The sequence below is a fragment of the Cerasibacillus sp. JNUCC 74 genome, from assembly GCF_053667775.1.
Genome location: NZ_CM132207.1, coordinates 2,158,802 through 2,179,985, shown reverse-complemented (window position 1 = coordinate 2,179,985; position 21,184 = coordinate 2,158,802). Strand labels below are relative to the sequence as shown.

21 protein-coding genes are annotated in these 21,184 nt (G+C 36.0%); all 21 read left to right on the top strand.

Going from position 1 to position 21,184, the window contains the following annotated elements:
• Positions 1 to 568 precede the first annotated feature (568 nt).
• Positions 569 to 1,372 (top strand): spore cortex-lytic enzyme, encoded by an 804-nt coding sequence (gene sleB, locus JNUCC74_RS09670; protein ID WP_454065195.1) that lies wholly within the window; start codon positions 569 to 571, stop codon positions 1,370 to 1,372.
• Between the two features lie 15 nt (positions 1,373 to 1,387).
• Positions 1,388 to 2,728, top strand: a complete 1,341-nt coding sequence (gene ypeB / locus JNUCC74_RS09665) for a germination protein YpeB (RefSeq protein WP_454065194.1) — start codon at positions 1,388 to 1,390, stop codon at positions 2,726 to 2,728.
• A gap of 68 nt (positions 2,729 to 2,796) precedes the next feature.
• A complete protein-coding gene (locus JNUCC74_RS09660; RefSeq protein ID WP_454065193.1) occupies positions 2,797 to 3,447 on the top strand; it encodes a flagellar brake protein in 651 nt (216 codons plus the stop codon).
• A gap of 158 nt (positions 3,448 to 3,605) precedes the next feature.
• A complete protein-coding gene (gene cmk, locus JNUCC74_RS09655) occupies positions 3,606 to 4,280 on the top strand; it encodes a (d)CMP kinase (RefSeq protein WP_454065192.1) in 675 nt (224 codons plus the stop codon).
• A 750-nt stretch (positions 4,281 to 5,030) separates the two neighbouring features.
• Positions 5,031 to 5,612, top strand: coding sequence for a lysophospholipid acyltransferase family protein (locus JNUCC74_RS09650; protein WP_454065191.1), 582 nt, complete (start codon positions 5,031 to 5,033; stop codon positions 5,610 to 5,612).
• 164 nt (positions 5,613 to 5,776) lie between these two features.
• The gene (gene rpsA, locus JNUCC74_RS09645; RefSeq protein WP_454065190.1) at positions 5,777 to 6,913 is read left to right on the top strand and encodes a 30S ribosomal protein S1; all 1,137 of its coding nucleotides are present in this window, start codon (positions 5,777 to 5,779) and stop codon (positions 6,911 to 6,913) included.
• Between the two features lie 445 nt (positions 6,914 to 7,358).
• Positions 7,359 to 8,252 (top strand): YIEGIA family protein, encoded by an 894-nt coding sequence (locus tag JNUCC74_RS09640; RefSeq protein ID WP_454065189.1) that lies wholly within the window; start codon positions 7,359 to 7,361, stop codon positions 8,250 to 8,252.
• A gap of 1 nt (position 8,253) precedes the next feature.
• Complete coding sequence (locus JNUCC74_RS09635) at positions 8,254 to 8,439, top strand: capping complex subunit for YIEGIA (RefSeq protein WP_077320629.1); 186 nt, start codon at positions 8,254 to 8,256, stop codon at positions 8,437 to 8,439.
• Between the two features lie 231 nt (positions 8,440 to 8,670).
• Complete coding sequence (gene der, locus JNUCC74_RS09630) at positions 8,671 to 9,981, top strand: ribosome biogenesis GTPase Der (RefSeq protein WP_454065188.1); 1,311 nt, start codon at positions 8,671 to 8,673, stop codon at positions 9,979 to 9,981.
• A gap of 16 nt (positions 9,982 to 9,997) precedes the next feature.
• Entirely contained in the window at positions 9,998 to 11,032 is a 1,035-nt protein-coding gene (locus JNUCC74_RS09625) for an NAD(P)H-dependent glycerol-3-phosphate dehydrogenase (RefSeq protein ID WP_454065187.1), read from the top strand.
• 61 nt (positions 11,033 to 11,093) lie between these two features.
• Entirely contained in the window at positions 11,094 to 11,354 is a 261-nt protein-coding gene (locus tag JNUCC74_RS09620; protein WP_077320626.1) for a stage VI sporulation protein F, read from the top strand.
• A gap of 578 nt (positions 11,355 to 11,932) precedes the next feature.
• Positions 11,933 to 12,130: a DUF2768 domain-containing protein gene (locus tag JNUCC74_RS09615; protein ID WP_077320625.1), complete on the top strand. Its 198-nt coding sequence runs from the start codon at positions 11,933 to 11,935 to the stop codon at positions 12,128 to 12,130.
• Positions 12,131 to 12,194: 64 nt separating this feature from the next.
• Entirely contained in the window at positions 12,195 to 12,878 is a 684-nt protein-coding gene (locus JNUCC74_RS09610) for a hypothetical protein (RefSeq protein ID WP_454067871.1), read from the top strand.
• A 694-nt stretch (positions 12,879 to 13,572) separates the two neighbouring features.
• Complete coding sequence (spoIVA, locus tag JNUCC74_RS09605; protein ID WP_077320624.1) at positions 13,573 to 15,051, top strand: stage IV sporulation protein A; 1,479 nt, start codon at positions 13,573 to 13,575, stop codon at positions 15,049 to 15,051.
• A gap of 728 nt (positions 15,052 to 15,779) precedes the next feature.
• On the top strand, positions 15,780 to 16,052 hold the full coding sequence (locus tag JNUCC74_RS09600) for an HU family DNA-binding protein (protein ID WP_077320623.1): 273 nt from the start codon (positions 15,780 to 15,782) through the stop codon (positions 16,050 to 16,052).
• Positions 16,053 to 16,276: 224 nt separating this feature from the next.
• A complete protein-coding gene (gene mtrB, locus JNUCC74_RS09595) occupies positions 16,277 to 16,501 on the top strand; it encodes a trp RNA-binding attenuation protein MtrB (RefSeq protein ID WP_425445285.1) in 225 nt (74 codons plus the stop codon).
• Between the two features lie 106 nt (positions 16,502 to 16,607).
• Positions 16,608 to 17,402, top strand: coding sequence for a heptaprenyl diphosphate synthase component 1 (locus JNUCC74_RS09590; RefSeq protein ID WP_454065186.1), 795 nt, complete (start codon positions 16,608 to 16,610; stop codon positions 17,400 to 17,402).
• 3 nt (positions 17,403 to 17,405) lie between these two features.
• Positions 17,406 to 18,125 (top strand): demethylmenaquinone methyltransferase, encoded by a 720-nt coding sequence (locus JNUCC74_RS09585; RefSeq protein WP_454065185.1) that lies wholly within the window; start codon positions 17,406 to 17,408, stop codon positions 18,123 to 18,125.
• Between the two features lie 24 nt (positions 18,126 to 18,149).
• The gene (gene hepT, locus JNUCC74_RS09580; RefSeq protein WP_454065184.1) at positions 18,150 to 19,121 is read left to right on the top strand and encodes a heptaprenyl diphosphate synthase component II; all 972 of its coding nucleotides are present in this window, start codon (positions 18,150 to 18,152) and stop codon (positions 19,119 to 19,121) included.
• 83 nt (positions 19,122 to 19,204) lie between these two features.
• Positions 19,205 to 19,651 carry a nucleoside-diphosphate kinase gene (gene ndk, locus JNUCC74_RS09575; protein ID WP_454065183.1) on the top strand — a complete coding sequence of 149 codons (447 nt, stop codon included), beginning with the start codon at positions 19,205 to 19,207 and terminating at the stop codon, positions 19,649 to 19,651.
• A gap of 561 nt (positions 19,652 to 20,212) precedes the next feature.
• Positions 20,213 to 20,983, top strand: a complete 771-nt coding sequence (locus tag JNUCC74_RS09570) for a CheR family methyltransferase (protein ID WP_454065182.1) — start codon at positions 20,213 to 20,215, stop codon at positions 20,981 to 20,983.
• Positions 20,984 to 21,184 lie beyond the last annotated feature (201 nt).

The following is a 21,184-nucleotide window of genomic DNA, read 5'->3' as shown; positions in this document are numbered from 1 at the left end:
GTGAATAATTGCCTCTTATATGGAACACTTGATCTCGCTAAAGAATTATAATGAAGGATTTAAAAACATTAACTTTTCAAATGAAACATTAGATATCACAAAAGAGCCTTCCTAATAAAGGAATAAAGGAAGACCCAAGGATCTGTTCATTTGTTAATTTCGTTTGATGGTTCATGTTTTATCACCTCCTAATAATTATCATCTTCTTAATTTAGTTGTATATTAAGGGAATGAATGGAGATAGAACTGCCGTCAGTGGAAGTAAGGGATAAAAATGGTTCGTATGAAATAGAATTACCAATTTTTCGAAAATAGTTGCCTTATGACTATATTTTAAATTTAGTCACTCACTTCTAATCTGTATCCGATTGTCAACTGGATTGTTCACATGGATATTCTCCCTTAACGTATTACAACTATTCCTTTACTTTCTATAACTTCATGATTCTGAAGTAAACAACCTAAGGTTAGCGTGTAAAACCTTATTTATTATAAATCAACCATGAATAAAAAAAGAATTATATCAAAAACTATCTAGACAATACTATGAATATCAGGAGGAAAATGTATGACCAATAAAAAACTGATGGTTTCCTTATTTATAGTTAGTTTTTTATTCCTTGGAATGCAAAATGTGCAGCCGGATAAAACAGTTCATGCTTTTAGTTCCCAAGTTATTCAGCATGGAGCAGCAGGTGATGATGTTATAGAACTGCAGGCAAGATTACAATATTTAGGTTTTTATAATGGGAAAATTGACGGTGTCTTTGGCTGGGGAACGTATTGGGCATTACGTAATTTTCAGTATGAGTTTGGTCTGGAAATTGACGGATTAGCCGGACCTACAACAAAGCAAAAGTTAGTTAAAGCTAGTAAATATGATGAAGCCTATGTAAAAGAACAAATTAATAAAGGAAGAAAATTCACCCATTATGGTGGTGGAAAAAAACAGTCTGGAGGTGGTGAGCAAGCAAATAAGCAAGATAATACTACCGCTGTTAACGTACCACCGGGTTATTCGCAAAACGATATTCGGTTAATGGCTAATGCGGTTCATGGAGAGGCAAGAGGAGAACCTTATGTTGGTCAAGTAGCTGTAGCTGCAGTAATTTTAAATCGCGTGGAGAGTCCAACATTTCCCAATACGGTGTCTGGTGTTATTTTTGAACCGAGAGCCTTTACTGCTGTTGCTGATGGACAGATTTGGTTAACTCCAGACGAAACGGCAAGAGAAGCTGTATTGGATGCGATAAATGGTTGGGATCCTTCAGGAAACGCTATTTATTATTTTAATCCAAATACCGCGACATCGTCTTGGATTTGGTCAAGACCACAAATTAAAAAAATTGGTAAACATATTTTTTGTAAATAGGTAGGTGATATAAAAATGTTTCGTTGGATACTTATTGTTGTATTATCCCTAGGAATTATTGGAACAGGGGTGTGGGGTTACCAAGAACATCAGGAAAAAAATGCCGTGCTCATTCAGGCGGAAAATACGTATCAACGAGCTTTCCATGAGTTAACATACCGAATTGATATGTTAAATGATAAAATTGGTTCGGCATTAGCAATGAATTCAAAGCAACGCATATCTCCTCAGCTTGTTGAGATATGGCGGGTTACTTCAGAGGCCTTATCAGATGTTGGACAATTGCCTTTGGGATTATTACCATTTAATAAAACTGAGGAGTTCCTAGCTAATATTGGTGAGTTCACATACCGTACTGCAGTACGAGATCTTGAAAAAGAACCGTTATCGGATAAAGAAACGAAGACGTTAGAAAATTTGTATAAACAGTCTGGAGAAATTAAAGATGAATTACGGAAAGTTCAACATACCGCTTTAGAAAATGATTTACGTTGGATGGATGTACAGCTTGCGTTAGCAAATGAAGGTGAGCAAATCGATAATACAATTATAGATGGATTTAAAACAGTGGAGAAAAAAGCAGAAGGTTTTGCAGAAGGAATTGGCCAAGCATCTATATCTAACCAAACCGTTAGGGAACACCATTTTAAAAATTTAGAAGGCAAACCTTTAAAAGAGGATGAAGCACTAGCTAAAGCAAAAAAAATTCTTTCGATAGATAACAAAGAAAAGATACGAATTACAAAAAGCGGAAAAGGTGCTGATGTTCCCGTATATAGTATTTCCTACCGGAATAATAAGAAAAGTGCTTATATGGATCTATCACAAAAAGGTGGACACCCAATGACCTTCCTCATTGATCGACCTGTTAATACAAAGAAGATTAGCTTAAATAGTGGGATGAAAAAAGCAGAAGCATTTTTGAAAAAAAATGATTTTAATAATATGATTGTTTTTCAAAGTGCACAATATAATAATATTGGGGCTTATTCATTCCTATTTAGTAAAGATGGTGTTCGTTACTATTCAGATGCAGTTGAAGTAAAAGTAGCCCTAGACAATGGTGAAATTCTCGGTTTAACGGCAATTGATTATTTTATGAACCACAATGAAAGAGAAAAGCCTGAACCAAAAATTAGTATTGAGGAAGCTAAAGAAAAGGTAAACCCGAATGTAGATATTCAGGAAGAATACCTAGCTGTGATTGATAACGATTTAGGCGAAGAAGTACTAACATATGAATTTCTTGGAACAATGGGAAATGAGACCTATCGAATCTTTATTAACGCTGAAGATGGTCGAGAAGAAAATGTAGAAAAACTAACCGGATCGGAAATAAATTATGCTAGAGGATGACGTTATGTCTTCCTCTTTTTTTTAATATCTGTAATAATAGGTATAAAGGGCTATGGAGGTGAATGGGTATGAAAATAGGAACGGTACTCCAGTTGCTGATTACCCAAGCCAATAAACAAAATAAAAAGTATCGGTGTAAAATTATCGATAAAAATGACAAGTATTTATTCATTGATTATCCTGTCGATGTAAAAACGAAAAAAACTGCTTTTTTTAATAAAGGCACCGTATTTGATGTGTTTTTTATAGGTGAGGATGAGGTCGTTTATCACTTTCGTTCCAGATTAGCCGCTAAAGTTAAATTAAATATAAAGGCTTTAGCAATGACATTACCAGAAGAATTAAAGCGCGTACAACGGAGAAATTTCGTTCGGGTAGATGCAACTGTCGATATAGCTGTCCATTCTCCAGATCAGCTTTTTCCGCCGTTTACGACAGTTACAAATGATATAAGTGGCGGAGGGGTATCCGTTTTATTACCGAAGCATAAAAAATTAAAAGGAAAATTAGTTGAGTTATGGATGGTATTGCCATTAGCAGGTGGGCAGTACGTTTATCCACATACAAAAGCGGAATTAGTCTTTGACAAGGAGGGAAAGAACGGAATTACGATCGCTGCATTTAAATATGTAAATATAGATCAAAAGATGCAGCAGTCTATTATCCGTTATTGCTTTGAAAAGCAAAGAGAAGCAAGAAGAAAGCAATTATTAGATTAATCTTAGGTAAAAAGGGAAAACCTAGCTATAGGAATAGACCATCATTTAATGAATATGTTATTATTTAATACAGGGCTTATTTTTATAAAACTTGGCATGGTCAAGTTTTTTCAGCTGATTTTTATGCAAGAAATGTATGAGAGGAATGGATACCATTCATGGAAAATAAAACAATAACGGTTGCAATTGATGGTCCTGCTGCAGCAGGAAAAAGTACAGTAGCAAAAATCGTAGCAGAAAAGCTCTCTTGTATTTATATAGATACTGGAGCGATGTATCGAGCTATTACTTGGAAAGCGCTCAAAAATGATGTTAATGTAAATGAAGAAGCTGCTCTTGTAAAATTACTTGAAACAACCATAATGGAGTTGAAGCAAGGCAGAGATGGTCAGCTTGTATTTATTGATGGGCAAGATGTCACAACAGCTATTCGCTCAAATGAGGTAACAAATGCTGTGTCTTATGTTGCGAAGCATCGATTAATTAGAAAAGAAATGGTAAGACGACAACAGTTGTTAGCAGAAGAAAAAGATGTCGTCATGGATGGACGTGATATTGGGACACATGTATTACCAGACGCAGAGGTTAAAATCTTTTTAGTCGCATCTGTCGAAGAACGAGCAAAACGAAGATATGAAGAAAATAAGAGAAAAGGAATACATACAGATTTCAATGAATTGAAAAAAGAAATCGAACAAAGAGATGAACTTGATTCCAAACGGGAGATCTCCCCTTTAATAAAGGCAGAAGATGCTGTAGAAATTGATACGACATCTTTAACAATTGAGGAAGTAGCTGAACGAATTCTTGAAGAGGTTCGTAAATTACATTAATTCAAAATAATGAGCAAGGGTTACTAATCGTGCATTTATCGGGTATGCTCAAAAGTGTGTCAAACATGACGACAAATTTTCTGGATACCGTTAGAAAGAAATGGATAAAATTTTAGCATTGTAGTTAAGTCGACGTAGTGAAATTTTTATTGGCTATCCGTTTGTACATAGCGGATAACTTTTTTAAAACGTATCTTCGTCTAGCTTAAGAGCTCGTGTTGCTAGCATACTTCGATCTTAGCCAACTTTGGTCATTTTAACTCCTTTTTAAATACGTATTTATAAGTATAAATGAAAAAGAAAAGTTATAAATAAGTATATTTGGTTATAATTCTGGTTTAACCCTTGCCATGCTTACGAGGTGGTCTCTGGGAGGGTAAGTGAAGGAATCAACTACAAATCAAATGCCTGATTCTGTTCAGAGACTTTTAGGTTATACCCTTGCGGTACTAACAATCAGTGGGCAATAAAAGACCCTCCACTGATTAAAGATTCACTTTATATAGAAAAATTATTAGATGGAACTAATTTCTATTGATTAAATAAGCTCATTCCTTTATCCCGCATGTAAGGTGCCGTAAGACTCCCACTTCAAGATCCCTGAGTTCATACAAAAGGGGGCTAAGCGGGGAAAAACGGCACCTAAATGCCCGATTCGTTTTACTAACATTCAGTAGGAGATGGAAGAAAACTCCTACTGAATGAAGTTTCACTTTATTAAAATAAATAAGCTGGTTAGAGGGAAAGATGATGAATTTATATAAAATAGCTAAATTGGTAGTTTCCGTTATTTTTTTCCCATTATTTCGCATTCGAGTAATTGGAAAAGAAAATATTCCCAAAACGGGACCTGTTATTATTTGTTCGAATCATATTTCTAATTTAGATCCACCAACAGTTGGAATAACTTCACCAAGAAGTATTTATTTTATGGCAAAACAAGAATTGTTTGAAAAACTTTTACTCGGTAAATTATTAACAGCTATTCAAGCTTTCCCGGTAAAACGGGGAATAGCTGATCGAAATGCTTTAAGAAAAGGGATGGCGATTCTAAAAGAAGGTCACACGCTAGGTTTATTTCCTGAAGGTACCAGAAGTAAAACTGGAAAACTCAAAAAACCGCTAGCTGGAGCAGGATTCTTTGCCCTTCGATCAGAGGCAATAATCGTTCCCTGTGCGATCATTGGAACATATCAACCATTTAAAAAGTTAAAGGTCGTCTATGGACAGCCAATTTCAATGAAAGAACTTAAGGAACGAAAAGCATCTGCGCAAGAAGCGGCGGAAGTGATCATGTCAGAGATTCAAAAATTAATGGATGCAAATAAATAAAACTACATTACTTGACAAATAATTATAATTATTAGAAGTTATAAAAAAGGGATATTTTTAAAAGCAATTATTTATTGTTATTATTGGTTATTAAAAGAAAGCTTAAGTAGCTTATTACATAAAGTTATTTGGGGTTTCGATATGATTTTAGGAGGGCTATGGATATGAGTGAAGAAACAAACAAAGAACAAATCGATTTAAATGTAGGAGACATTGTAACTGGAACTGTAGCAAGAGTAGAGGAAAAGCAAGCTTTAGTTGATATTGGTTACAAAGCGGAAGGAATTTTGCCGATTGGTGAAATTTCCAACCTTCATATTGATACTGTAAGTGATGCAGTGAATGAAGGAGATACATTGACTTTAAAAGTAAAAAAAGTAGAAGATGAAGATATTATCCTTTCCAAAAAAGCAGTAGATGCTGATAAAGCGTGGAAGGATTTACAAGAGAAATATGAGAATGGTGAAGTATTTGAAACTCAAGTTAAAGAAGTTGTTAACGGTGGATTGGTTGTCGATGTTGGTGTAAGAGGGTTTATTCCAGCTTCATTAGTAGAAACATATTATGTAGAAGATTTTAGTGACTATAAAGATAAAACACTAACTGTTAAAGTTGTAGACCTCGTACCTGAGCAGAATCGCGTTATTTTATCACACCGTGCCGTTCAAGAGGAAAAGCTACAGGAAAAGAAAAAATCCTTGCTTCAGTCTTTGGAAGCTGGACAGGTCATTGAAGGAACTGTACAACGACTTACTGATTTTGGTGTATTTGTTGATATTGGAGGTGTGGATGGATTAGTACACATTTCACAATTGGCGCATGAGCATGTGGAGCACCCTTCAGATGTAGTAAAAGAAGGGGATACAATTAAAGTAGAAGTGTTATCTGTTGATCCAGATAGTGAGCGGATTTCTTTATCCAGAAAGAAAGTTTTACCTGGGCCTTGGGCTGGTATTGAAGAGCGAATTTCTCGTGGAGATGTGCTTAACGGTACTGTGAAACGCCTTGTTAATTTTGGCGCATTTGTTGAAATAGAGCCAGGTGTTGAAGGTCTTGTACACATTTCCCAAATTGCAACACGTCATATTGGTACTCCACAGGAAGTGCTTGAGGCTGGTCAAGAAGTAAAGGTAAAGGTACTTGATGTGAATGAAAAAGATGAACGGATTTCATTAAGCATTCGAGAGCTGGAGCAGGAAAAAGAAGCTGATGATTATAAACGATACGAAAAAGATGATGAGCAATCTGGTTTTCATATCAGTGATATTATCGGGGACAAATTGAATAAATACAAACAATAACTATGAGCGAACGTCCTTGAAAAAGAGGCGATGTCTGGCTATCCATGTTTTCCTTGTTCTGTTTACAACACTGTTACTAACACGTCCTTTCAAAGACGCTTTTCCTATTCGGAAAAGCGTCTTTTTTGTATACAAATGAAAAGAAACAGCAATACTGCTAATATACGAATAATAAGGATCGCCTAACATTTGAGAGGGAATTATACAAGGGTATTATTTGCTTATCCCGCATGTAAGGTGCCGTAAGACTCCCACTTTAAGACCTGAGTTCTAAGTGGGAAAAAACGGTACCTAAATGCCCGATTCGTTCAAGGGCTTTAGGTCATACCCTTGTGGTACTAACATTCAGTAGGAGATGAAAGAAAACTCCTACTGAATGAAGTTTCACTTTATATCAATTCCAAATCGAGCAATTAATTTAGTACACAACTATGGAGGTAACAGAATGAATGAATATTCGATGCCAATTTTATTTGGGGTAATTATTGGAACGTTAGCACGTATTCTAATGCTTCGTACCGATTATCGACAATATCCTACATATTTACATGGAAAAGTGATTCATATATCACTGGGATTTATTGCAGCTGCCTTAGGTGCAGTAGCTATTCCAGCAATTATGGAATTAGAATTTACCGCAGTAACCTTTTTAACCGTTGCTGCAACGCAATTTAGAGAAGTGAGAAATATGGAGAGAAATACATTGACAGAAGTAGATGGTTTTGAGTTAGTACCAAGAGGAAAAACGTATATAGAAGGGATTGCCATATCATTTGAAAGTAGAAATTACTTAGTTATTTTTACGTCATTTTTCTCTACACTTACATTTATTGTTTTTGGCGTGTATATTGCATTATTAGTAGCAACCAGTTGCCTAGCGATTTCAATGGCATTAATGAGCGGGAAGCGAATCAAAGATATTGTGGAAATTGAACATCATTCACTCCATTTTAAAGGTGCAGGATTGTATGTTGATAATATTTATATTATGAACATTGGTCTTCCGGAACGACAAGATGAAATTCTAAGATATGGAATGGGATTTGTTTTAACTCCCAAAAATATAAATATCGTAACAACTATTGCAAATCTGGGACAACGTCAAGCGATTTTGCATGATGTATCGGTAACATTAGGTGTATTTAGAGATTCGGGAACACCTGCTCTTACACCATTGATAAAACGAGATTTAGACGATGGGCGTATCGGTATTTTTATGTTACCGCAAATTCGAGATATTAACAAAGCGAAAAAGGTAATAGGAGAAGTCCCCGTACTTGAGAATGCTATTCGCATGCCTTCAGAGTCTGCTTTTAACTATAGAAAGGGGAATCAGTAAAATGGAAATCGAAAAAGCGATTCTCGCTGTTGTCACGACAAACCCCTCTGCTATCGAAGGGGGAGCTCCTACCTTTATTTGTGAAAGCAGAAAAGAAGCAGAGGATATAGCTGCAAATTTAGAAGCGATTATGGATGGGATAGCACATCAACTTAGTGAGGATCTATTCATCATTGTAAAACATTAAGTTCTTCTCGTAAGTTTTAATTGTTTATACGTCCCTCTTTTGCTATGATAGAGGTTGTCCAATGGTTTGGCAAAAAGAGATAATCCCCTTTTTGAAGGTCTATCAACACTAATAATGGTTGTGAGATTTCCAAAAGGGTCATATTTTGCTAACACGATTTGCAAGATATAAACCAATAGTACTTTATGTGCTATAGATTAATTTTGAGAAAGAGAAAGGATGTTCCCTTTCATGAGAAAAGCAACTGTAGCAATTGTAGGAAGACCAAATGTAGGAAAATCAACTATTTTTAATAGATTAGTTGGTGAAAGAATATCTATTGTAGAAGATGTTCCCGGAGTAACAAGGGATCGAATCTATGCGCAGGCAGAGTGGTTGACAACGACGTTTAATCTGATTGATACAGGCGGAATTGAAATGAGTGATGAACCATTATTAACAAAAATTCGTCACCAAGCAGAAATAGCGATTGAAGAAGCAGATGTTATTATCTTTCTCGTTAACGGGAAGGAAGGTATTACAGCTGCTGACGAAGAAGTTGCAAAACTATTATACAAATCTAATAAGCCGGTAGTTCTTGGTGTAAATAAAATTGATAATCCAGAAATGCGTGAAACGATTTATGAATATTATTCACTTGGCTTTGGAGAACCATTTCCGATTTCAGGGGCACATGGATTAGGGTTAGGCGATTTATTAGATGAAGTAGTTCGTCATTTTCCAAAACATGAAACGACTGAGCAAGACGAAGATACTATATACTTCAGCGTTATTGGCAGACCAAATGTAGGAAAGTCTTCATTAGTAAATGCATTGCTTAATGAAGAGCGGGTAATCGTTAGTGATATGGAAGGAACGACAAGAGATGCAATTGATACGAAATTACATGCCTATGACCAGGATTTTGTCATCATTGATACAGCCGGAATGCGTAAGCGCGGAAAGGTATATGAATCAACCGAAAAATATAGTGTGTTACGTGCGCTAAAAGCGATTGAACGATCTGATGTCGTCTTGGTGTTATTAGACGCAGAAACAGGTATAAGAGAGCAGGATAAGCGAATAGCAGGTTATGCACACGAAGCAGGAAGAGCTGTTGTGATTGTTGTTAATAAATGGGATACGGTGACAAAAACAGATAAAACCATGCAGGAATTTGAAACAAATATACGTGCCCATTTCCAATATTTGGATTATGCCCCAATCGTCTTTTTATCCGCCAAAACAAAAAAACGATTGCATACGTTAATTCCTGCTATTCAATTAGCCAGCGAAAACCATTCAAAGCGTGTACCTACGAATATTTTAAATGATGTTATTATGGATGCAATCGCTTTGAATCCATCGCCAACAATTAAAGGAAGAAAATTAAAAGTACTATATTGCACACAAGTTGGAGTGAAGCCTCCACGCTTTGTTGTTTTCGTAAATGATCCAGAGTTGATGCATTTTTCATATAAACGCTTTTTGGAAAATAAAATTAGAGAAGCATTCGGATTTGTAGGAACACCGATAAAAATTGTTCCAAGAATGAGACAATAATAAGGAGGAGCTGTATATGGCAAAGATTGCTGTATTAGGAGCCGGAAGCTGGGGAACAGCATTAAGTATCGTATTATCTGATAATAAACATGATGTAAGACTATGGACACATGACAGCGACCATGCTGATCATATTAATAAAACAAGAAGAAATGAACATTATTTGGATGTAGATATTCCTGAAGCAATTACTGCTTATCATGATCTACAAAAAGCGATTCAAGATGTTACAGCAATCGTTATTGTTGTACCGACAAAGGCTATTCGTGAAGTATGTAAACAATTGGATCCAATTCTCCCGGATAATATAACAATTATTCACGCTTCAAAAGGAATCGAACCAGGAACATTGAAGCGTGTTTCGCAAGTTATTGGAGAAGAATTAACAACATGTAATGAAGAAGATGTGGTTGTTTTATCCGGTCCTAGTCATGCAGAAGAAGTCGCATTACGACAACCAACGACAGTTACCGTTTCTTCAGTAAATTCTGTAGAAGCAAAATTGGCTCAGGATTTATTCATCAATGAGTTTTTTCGTGTCTACACAAGTACAGATGTATTAGGAATTGAACTTGGTGGTGCACTTAAAAATATTATTGCTTTAGGTGCTGGTATCTCGGATGGCTTAGGTTATGGAGATAATGCAAAAGCTGCACTCATGACAAGAGGGCTGGCGGAAATTACAAGATTAGGTACATCATTAGGTGCGAATCCATTAAGCTTTTTAGGTTTATCAGGGGTTGGCGATTTAATTGTTACTTGTACGAGTGTCCATAGCAGAAATTGGCGTGCTGGTAATTTATTAGGTAGAGGGAAAGAATTAGAAGATGTTCTTGAACAAATGGGCATGGTTGTGGAAGGGGTTAGAACTGTAAAAGCAGCTTACCAATTTGCTAAAGAGCAACAAGTAGAAATGCCGATTACAGAAGGTATTTATCAAGTTCTATTTGAAGCAAAAGACCCGAAAGATGTTGTGGAACAATTGATGAACCGTTCGAAACGAGAGGAAATGGACGATCTTGCCCAATTGTTAATGGAAAGGTATTCGTAATAACATGCACACTGCTTCCTGCATATACTGTGTTTGAGTAACTTAGCAGGGAGGCGAGTATGTGAACAATTTTCAAAAGGGGCTTTTTGACAAAATTCAACAAAAAGCAAAAATTAATCCAGATGATGTATACAAAGTAGCTGATTCTGTAAAGCATGCTGATTTTTCGGATGAGAAAACAGTGAGAAGATTAGTACGTCAGTTGAGTAAATTGGCAAATAAGCCTGTATCAAAGCAAAAAGAGGATAAAATTGTACAATCCATTGTTAAAAATGATATTCCTATGGATATGAATTCATTAAACAAACTATTTAAAAAATAGCATACTTGGGCAAGTGAGGATACAATTATTCATATTCTTGCATAAAATAAATCGCACAAGCATTCATGGATAGAGTTGCAGCGGATAATTATTTAGTCAAACCGAGATGGAGAAGCCCCCTTCGTCTCGGCTTTTGCTATGGTTTAAGAAATTATCCCGCATGTAAGGTGCCGTAAGACTCCCACTTCAAGACATGAGTTGGTACAAAAGGGTCTAACTTGTGAGAAAACGGCACCTAAATGCCCGATTCGTCCAAGGGCCTTTAGGCATACCCTTGTGGTACTAACATTCAGTAGGAGATAGAAAAAACTCCTACTGAATGAAGTTTCACTTTATTTCCGTGTCTATATAGTGGTTCAATTTTAGATTGTATTTAATCACAGCCAGTTTCAGCGGTTAGCCCTTTGAGGTCGCTTCACTTCTCCTGCGGCGTAGGTAGTCTCCGTTCCAGCCGCTTATTCAAGGCGCTTTAAGCTTTGGTATCTGTTAAAGTGAAATGCCCTTTTTTAACTTTATCTTTGCTGTTTATGTTATAATACGTGGTGCAATAATAGTTCGTTTAGTAGGGGTGGGAATATATGTCGGAATCGATGCTAAAAATGTACATTTCATTTATTGGAATGGCGTTATTACTTGTAGCAATAGGTCTGATTTTGTTAGCCAGATATAAACTAAGGGGTTGGCTTGCAAGGATTATCTCGTTATTTGCATACATATCGTTACTGTTAGGAAGTCTTATTATTTTCTATGTTGTATTTAGTGGTCCAACAGGCTAAAGTAAGGGGGGAGCCGGGATTGAATCGCACATATCAAAATGTAGCCGTTATCTTATTTTTCACCATGCTATTAAGTGGCTGTTTATATCCAGAGGATGAATTAGCAAAAAACCAGGTACCAAATGAAGACCAGTTGGAGATGGTTCAATCAGCTGTTGAACAATATCAGGAAACGAGTGGTGGACTTGTACCAATTCGAACGAAAGATAGTGATACGCCAATCTTTGAAAAATATTTAGTTGATTTTTCTAAATTGAAAGAAGTAAGTATTTTAACTGAAATTCCTGGAAACGCTTTTGAAAATGGTGGTGTTTATCAATATACCATCATTAGGCCGGAAAAAAAACCACGTGTAAAATTAATTGATTTACGAATAACAGAAGCAATTCGCAGTGTAAACTTGAAATTGGATATTTATCGAAATGAGCATCTATATCCACCATTTTCCAGGGAAGTTGCAGAAGGAGTATATATGATTGATTATAAAAAACTAGGTTTGGATTCTTCGCCAACCGTAGTTAGCCCTTATTCACAAGAGCAACTGCCAATCGTGATGGATACAGATGGAAAACTCTATGTCGACTATCGAATTGATTTAGCTAAGGCTTTGCAGAAATATAAGCATGACTATAAGCCAGGGGATGATATTCGTTATATCTTAGCAGATAATACACCGTTTGTTCCTGCTTATTCGCTTCCTTATACGATTAAGAATGGAGAACCAATATTTTTACAAGAAAATAAATAAAATTCATCATATAAAAGCCCTTGAAACATATATTATTTCAAGGGTTTTTTGCTTGCAATTTAAAAACGTAAATAGTAGAAAAGGATGTATTTTTAAATTATAAATAATAGATGCAGACCAGCTCGTTTATGTCTTGAGTTATAGCATTATTAACCCTGTTGCCTAAGTTGCTGTAAGACCCTCACTTTAAGAGTTATAGAATGACGAAAAGACAACACCTAAAAGCCAGATTCATTCGGGGCGATAAAGCTTCGGTAGGAGTACACCGTACAAATAAAAAGTATTTTGCTTTTTCGAGGGCAGAAAAGCTATGACAATTTTCTCTGCACGAGGAATAACTCGGCAATGGCACCATTTTAAGGATATCTAAAATTTTAGTTTTTGGTCATCTCGGAGAAAAAACGGACGGAAGTTCACTTTATAAAAAAGGAGGTTTACTTAAGTTCTTTTCGAAAAATCTGTATAAACGATTCCGTTTTTATTACCTAGTTGTATTTATAGTTTGCGTATTATTCTCTCTACACTGAATAGTAAGCGCTATACTTTTCACAGAGCTATCGAATATAGTGCTAAGCTTTTTAAACTTTTATACATAATTCAGGCATATTTTGATAGGACAACATCATAGACTTGTAATGTCAATTATTCGTAGTTTGTTCGTAATTAAAAAGAACGAAGATCGGGAGGGGATCTTTTGGAAAGAGTTGATATTTTTAATGATATTTCGAAACGGACGAATGGAGATATTTATTTAGGTATTGTAGGAGCTGTTCGCACTGGTAAATCTACATTTATAAAAAAATTTATGGAGCTAGTAGTCCTTCCTAATATAGAGGAGGAAAGCGAACGAGCACGTGCACTAGATGAGTTACCTCAAAGTGCAGCTGGAAAAACCATTATGACTACGGAACCCAAATTTGTTCCAAACCAAGCGGTATCGGTTCATGTTGACGAGGGATTAGATGTTAACATCCGTCTTGTTGACTGTGTAGGATATGCTGTAGAAGGTGCAAAAGGGTTTGAGGATGAAAACGGACCAAGAATGATTCATACGCCATGGTATGAGGACCCTATTCCCTTTCATGATGCAGCTGAAATTGGTACTCGGAAGGTAATTCAAGAGCATTCTACTATTGGAGTAATTGTTACAGCAGATGGAACATTTGGCGAAATTGAAAGAAGTAATTATGTTGAAGCAGAAGTTAGGGTGGTAGAAGAACTAAAGGAAGTTGGCAAACCATTTATTATGGTTATAAATTCACAACGTCCCAGCAGTCAGGAAACGGAATTACTGCGGCAAGATCTTGCGGAAAAATATGATATTCCTGTTTTAGCAATGAGCGTTGAATCAATGACAGAGCATGATGTGACGAACTTACTACGGGAAGCACTGTATGAATTCCCGGTATTAGAAGTAAATGTAAATCTTCCGAGCTGGGTTATGGTTTTGAATGAAGGACACTGGTTAAGAAAAAGCTATCAAGAAGCAATCCAAGATACGGTAAAAAATATTAAGCGATTACGGGATGTAGATCAAATTGTTGGAGATTTTTCTGACTATGAGTACATTGATCAGGCAAAGCTCGCAGGAATGGAAATGGGAGAGGGAATTGCAGAAATTGACTTACATGCACCAGATCATTTGTATGATGAAGTATTAAAAGAAATTGTCGGTGAGGAAATAAGAGGGAAAGACCACTTATTGGAGCTTATGCAGGACTTTGCTTATGCTAAACGAGAATATGATCAAGTTGCTGGGGCATTACAAATGGTCAAACAAACAGGGTATGGAATTGCCGCTCCTGCATTAGAAGATATGATCTTAGATGAACCAGAAATCATCCGTCAAGGATCTCGTTTTGGTGTTCGGCTGAAAGCTGTTGCTCCGTCTATCCATATGATTAAAGTAGAAGTGGAATCTGAATTTTCACCGATAATTGGCACAGAGAAGCAAAGTGAAGAACTTGTCCGCTATTTAATGCAAGACTTTGAAGAGGATCCGCTCTCCATTTGGGAGTCAGATATTTTTGGGCGCTCACTGAGTTCGATTGTCAGGGAAGGAATTCAAGCCAAAATTGCTTTAATGCCTGAAAATGCACGCTACAAGTTAAAAGATACACTTGAACGAATCATTAATGAAGGGTCTGGAGGACTTATCGCTATTATTTTATAGCATAAGCAGCTAATGTAGCTGCTTTTTTATTTTGTGGGAAACAATATCCATTTGTACATTGTAGAGAGCTTTTTTGAAAAGTATCTTCGTCGTTTAGCTTAAGCGCTCGAGCGATTAGCAAACTTCAATCTCCCACGCCGCTAGCCGAGTGCTTCTAACTTTTGTTCTTTTTAGGAACCTACTTTGTGTTAATTTTATTCCCATCCAGCTTCAATGCCTAGCCCTCGAGGTTTTTTCACTCCTCGTCGTCGTGCGGGGAACAGTCCCTATCGCAGATTCCAGCGCTTCTTGGGAGTGATAAGGGAGGGGTTACATGTTGTCCTTTGTGCAAAATAACAGTTTTTATGTACCTATTAATTTATGTTTAAAAATTACTATATAGCTGTCTATTAAAAAAAATTTATAAAAACGGCAGGATATTTAATAGGGATGTCGTATATCTTTAATATAACCGAACGATTGCTAACAAAGCTATTCATCAACCTTTCTGACCATAATGGTAAAACAAACCAATTTTTTAGTTTAAACATATAAAAACTATAAGAAATACGGAAAAATTACCGGGAAAGTGTTGAATTTTGTTGCAAACTCGGTTAAGATAAGCCATGTCACTACATGAATTTCGTGACATGAGGTATAAAAACTGGCAAAATGGTGAACAAATGATGATAGCTTCATTAGAATTTGTTCCAATGTCGATTGATGTTTAATGGGAGGAGGTGAATGTCATGAATAAAACAGACTTAATTAATGCTGTAGCTGAAAAAAGCGAACTTTCTAAGAAAGATGCAACGAAAGCTGTTGATGCAGTATTCGAATCTGTCATGGATTCACTTAAAAAAGGTGAAAAAGTACAGTTAATTGGATTTGGAAACTTTGAAGTACGTGAACGTTCTGCTCGTAAAGGTCGTAATCCTCAAACAGGGGAAGAGATCGAAATTCCAGCAAGCAAAGTTCCTGCATTTAAACCAGGTAAAGCCCTAAAAGACGCTGTAAAATAATAGGTTACATAGGGCGAGAGGGTACGCAAAAGCGTATCCTCTTTTTGCTGATAGGATTCTCTAACAAAAAATAAAATTGAAGGAATAGTAAATCATACGTCACCTAATAATTCATCCTATAAGCAAAATAAAAGGTGAGATGGTGATATATAATCCAATTTAGCGGATATAAAAATTAAATGTACTTGAATAGCATTTTTCACCCAAATGAAGGAGGAAAGGTAATGGATAAGCCAATGGTTTCAGCCGATTTTTTTGTAATTAAAGCGTTAGAAGACGGTGTACAGGTAATCGGACTAACAAGAGGAAATGACACGAGATTTCACCATTCCGAAAAGCTGGATAAAGGAGAAACGATGATTGCTCAATTTACAGAGCATACATCGGCTGTTAAAGTAAGAGGAAAAGCATTAATTCAAACAAGTCATGGTGAGATAGAAAACTACTAAGCCCCATTATTTAGAAAAAGATCAACTAAAGTCCAGAATGCTTGATTATGGAATGCGTATAAATTATGCTATAATAGCTAAAGCATGAATAGATTGGATGAAGGGCTTGGGTGATTTTTTGATTAATTCAAAGGTGAATATACAGTACCTTAAACAAAAAATAGTAGCTAAAATAGAGCACTCCTATTTAGAAAAGCATATTAAAAAGCCTGCCATCGATGAGAGAAAATTGCAGTTACTAGTGGAAATGGTCTATCACACTACCTTATCTGAATCTCTTAAAGAAAGATATATTATAACGACAATGCTTGTCCAAATAGCACTTGATACCCATGATTTGGTTCCTAGTGTAACGGCATTGGATGAAGAAGATGAAGTTAAACTAACAAAGCAGCTCCACGTACTTGCAGGTGATTATTATAGTGGCCTTTATTATTTGTTACTAGCTGAAATAGATGATTTTGATTTTATCCGTCAGCTTGCTTCAGCTATTAAAGAAATTAATGAGTATAAAATGATTCTCTATTATAATGAAACGAGTTCATTGACGGAATATATGCAAATTCAAAAAATCATTGATACATTATTACTTGTACGTGTCGCAGAATATTTACATGTTCCCGTTTTGGGTGAAGTTGCTGGAAATTGGTTATTTATAAAGTTACTAACGCAAATGTTCTATATCATACAATCACATGATAACTCGGCAAAAATTGAGAAGTGGAGTTTTCCATCCCAGCTTACTATGATAGACGAGTTAAAAGAACAATTAAAGGCAACAATGAAGCAACTTACTGCTGATTTAGAAAAAATACCAAATCATAATCATCTTTTGCACCAAATCAATCGTGAAATTACGGCTGTCGGGAATATGAATCTAACGATGGGGGGAGAAGGTTAGGTTATGGCACAATCATCGAAAGAAGAACGTGTACATCATGTATTTGAACGAATTTATTCCAAGTATGATTCCATGAATTCAATTATATCGTTTAAACGTCATAAAGCATGGCGAAAAGATGTCATGAAACGAATGGATGTACAGCCTGGTACAATAGCTTTAGATGTTTGCTGCGGTACAGGAGATTGGGCACTAGTAATGGCAGAGGAAACAGGACCAACTGGCGAGGTATTAGGTCTTGATTTTAGTGGAAATATGCTATCTGTTGCAGAAGAGAAAAAGCAACAGGCAAATCTGGACAATGTTCGTTTTATTGAAGGAAATGCGATGAAATTACCATTTGCGGATAATCGTTTTGATTATGTAACGATTGGGTTCGGATTACGCAACGTTCAAGATTATATGGCTGTCCTAAAAGAAATGTATCGTGTAGTTAAACCAGGCGGAAAAGTGGTTTGTTTAGAAACCTCTCAGCCTACAATACCAGTTTACCGGCAATTATACTATCTTTATTTTCAATATATTATGCCTTTACTGGGAAAGTTGGTTGCTAAAAGTCAAAAAGAATATGCATGGTTAAATGAATCAGCAAGAGACTTTCCTGATAAAAAAGCATTAAAGCAAATGTTTATCCGTGCAGGGTTTTCAAATGTTCAAGTGAAAAGTTATACTGGTGGTGTAGCAGCAATGCATATGGGATTTAAGGGAGAACCGCATGATTAATAAGTAAAATTAAAGGTGACATTCATGAAATTAGCTAAAGCTTACGGATATTTAAAAAAAGATTTAGAACAAATAGAACAATCCATTAACAAAGTGATACAAGCAAAGCATCCTGTATTACGACAGGCTTCAACAGAACTACTGCAAGCAGGGGGCAAGCGGATTCGCCCTGTTTTTGTTTTGTTGTCCGGGCAAATGGGCGCGTATAATTTAGAAAAATTAAAGCTAGTTGCAGTGTCATTAGAACTTATACATACAGCCACTTTGGTGCATGATGATGTTATAGATGATGCCGAAATTCGCAGAGGCATGCCTACAGTTAGACAAATATATGGCAATCGAGTAGCCATGTATACAGGAGATTATATTTTAGCCCGTGCTTTAGAAGAGATTACGTTACTGCGAGATCCGAAAATTCATCGCTTGCTATCCCAAACAATTGTTGAAGTTTGTAAAGGTGAAATAGAACAAATTAAAGATAAATTTGATTGGAACCAGGGCTTGCGAAATTATTTACGCAGAATTAAACGAAAAACAGCATTACTAATCGCTACAAGCTGTAAATTAGGGGCAATTGCTTCAGGTGTAAATGATAGAGATGCCCAACGTTTGTATCGCTATGGTTACAATATTGGAATGTCTTACCAAATTATCGATGATATTCTTGATTTTATTGGATCAGAAAAAGAAATGGGAAAACCTGCAGGTAATGATTTATTACAAGGAAATTTAACATTGCCTGTTTTTATGGCGATGAAGGATGCTTCTTTACGAGATAACATAAAGAGTAGTTTGCAGGCTGATTACTCCATAAGAGAAGCACGTATAAAAAATGTCGTAGAAGCAATAAAACAGACAAATGCGATTGAAGCATCTTATGATTTAAGTAACCGATATTTGGCTAAAGCCTTACAGCAATTAGATGGCTTACCAGATAGCCGTCCTAAACGCACGCTCATACAAATTGGTAAATACATTGGAAAACGCCGTACATGATATCTCGTACCGTTGTCTTTTTTACATAGATTTGATAGAATTTTATCGATTAGAAAAATACATAGAATAAGGGGATTTGGAGCATGGAAAAAACATTTTTAATGGTAAAACCAGATGGAGTACAACGTAATCTAATTGGATCTATTATTAAACGCTTTGAAGCAAAAGGTTTTAAATTAGTAGGGGCAAAGCTAATGACAATTTCAACAGCTTTAGCAGAAGAGCATTATGCAGAACACAAAGAGCGTCCATTCTTTCATGAGCTTGTAGATTTTATTACTTCCGGACCAGTGTTTGCGATGGCATGGGAAGGGGAAAATGTAATCGCAATCGCACGTGAAATGATGGGAAAAACAAATCCTGCAGATGCATCGCCAGGAACCATTCGCGGTGATTATGGGTTGACCGTTGGAAAAAACGTCATTCATGGATCAGACTCTCCAGAAAGTGCCCAACGTGAGCTTAAATTATTTTTTAAAGAAGAAGAACTTATTTCTTACCATAAGCAGGATTCTGCTTGGATTTATTAAAAGTAAATATAAAATAGTTTGGCCGTGAGGTTATCCTCACGGCATCCTCTTGCATCATAAGAAATTATATCCTTCCATGCATGGTGGATATCTTTTTTTGAAAATAGCATCATCGTCGTCTAGCTTAAGCGCTCAAGCGCCTAGCAGACTTCGATTTTCTTCCGATGATAAGTCAATATCGGCTCGAATCTAAAGAAAGGCCGACGAAAAGCAGGGTTGTTGCTCAGGCATCGGCATCCTCTTGTTTTAGAGGCATGTTTCCTTGATCTTGTCAGAAGTTCTCTGGGTTGTATGTTACTAACCAAGCGCTTCTAGCTTTTCCTCTGTCTGGTAATACATGCTAGTAGTTTTACAATACATAAAGTGCGTTTAAATCACTATTCTATAAGTGTTTTATACGTTTTAAAGCGAAATAATTAGCGTAGAGCTAGATTTTAGTCGGAAAATGGTGATGTTAAAAAAGAAATGGCAATCGTATACCAAAGACTTTATATCTAGTCGAGCTAAAGTTTAGATTTAAATAAAGGTAATAAAAATAACCGATTGAAAGAAGGGGGAACATTGGACCGAGATTATTTTAACTTTATGGCCAAAATTAAGAATAAGCTGGGAATCGATTTGCAGCTGTATAAGGAAACGCAAATGAAGCGGAGACTGACTTCATTACGAAACAAACGTGGATTTACAGATTTTGCCACTTATTATCATGCTTTGGATCAAGATAAAGTCCTGCTAAAAGAATTTATTGATCGTTTAACCATTAATGTATCTGAGTTTTATCGGAATCCGAAACGGTGGGAAGTCCTACAACACTCTGTATTACCAGCCTTAGTTAACAAACGACCTTTCCATATCTGGAGTGCTGCTTGTTCCACGGGAGAAGAACCTTATAGTATTGCGGTTATGCTTTCAGAATATTTCCCTAACGCAATGTATCGAATCTTAGCCACAGATATTGACGAAACAGCCCTGAATAAAGCAAAGCAAGCTATCTATCCAGAACAAGCGTTAAAAGATATGCCAAAAAATTTAATTAACAAATACTTTACTCAACAGCATAATTTATATCATGTGAGTGAGGAAATAAAACAGCAAGTAAATTTTCAAAAGCATAATCTGCTTGCTGATGCTTATCCTAAAAATGTAGATCTAATTATCTGCAGAAATGTACTTATTTATTTTACAGATGAAGCAAAAGAAAAAATTTATCGCTATTTCTCTCAGGCTTTAAATACAAATGGTGTATTGTTTGTAGGTAGTACTGAACAAATCTTTAATCCGGAAAAATATGGCTTGCAATTATTAGATACCTTTTTTTATCAAAAAATTTGATTGTAGTTTGTACCCCAATTGTCAAACACCGTTTGGCTATTGGGGTTAATTAATTTGTCTTGTTAAAAGGTTGTTCAAAAATCGGTGAAAATGACAAATCGTATGGTAGAATGGGTCACTATTGGGCTTAAGAAGTTAATAAGACGTAGTGGGAAGTGTAAGCTAGTACAACGTGGGCATCTGCCTCCTGACATATATATG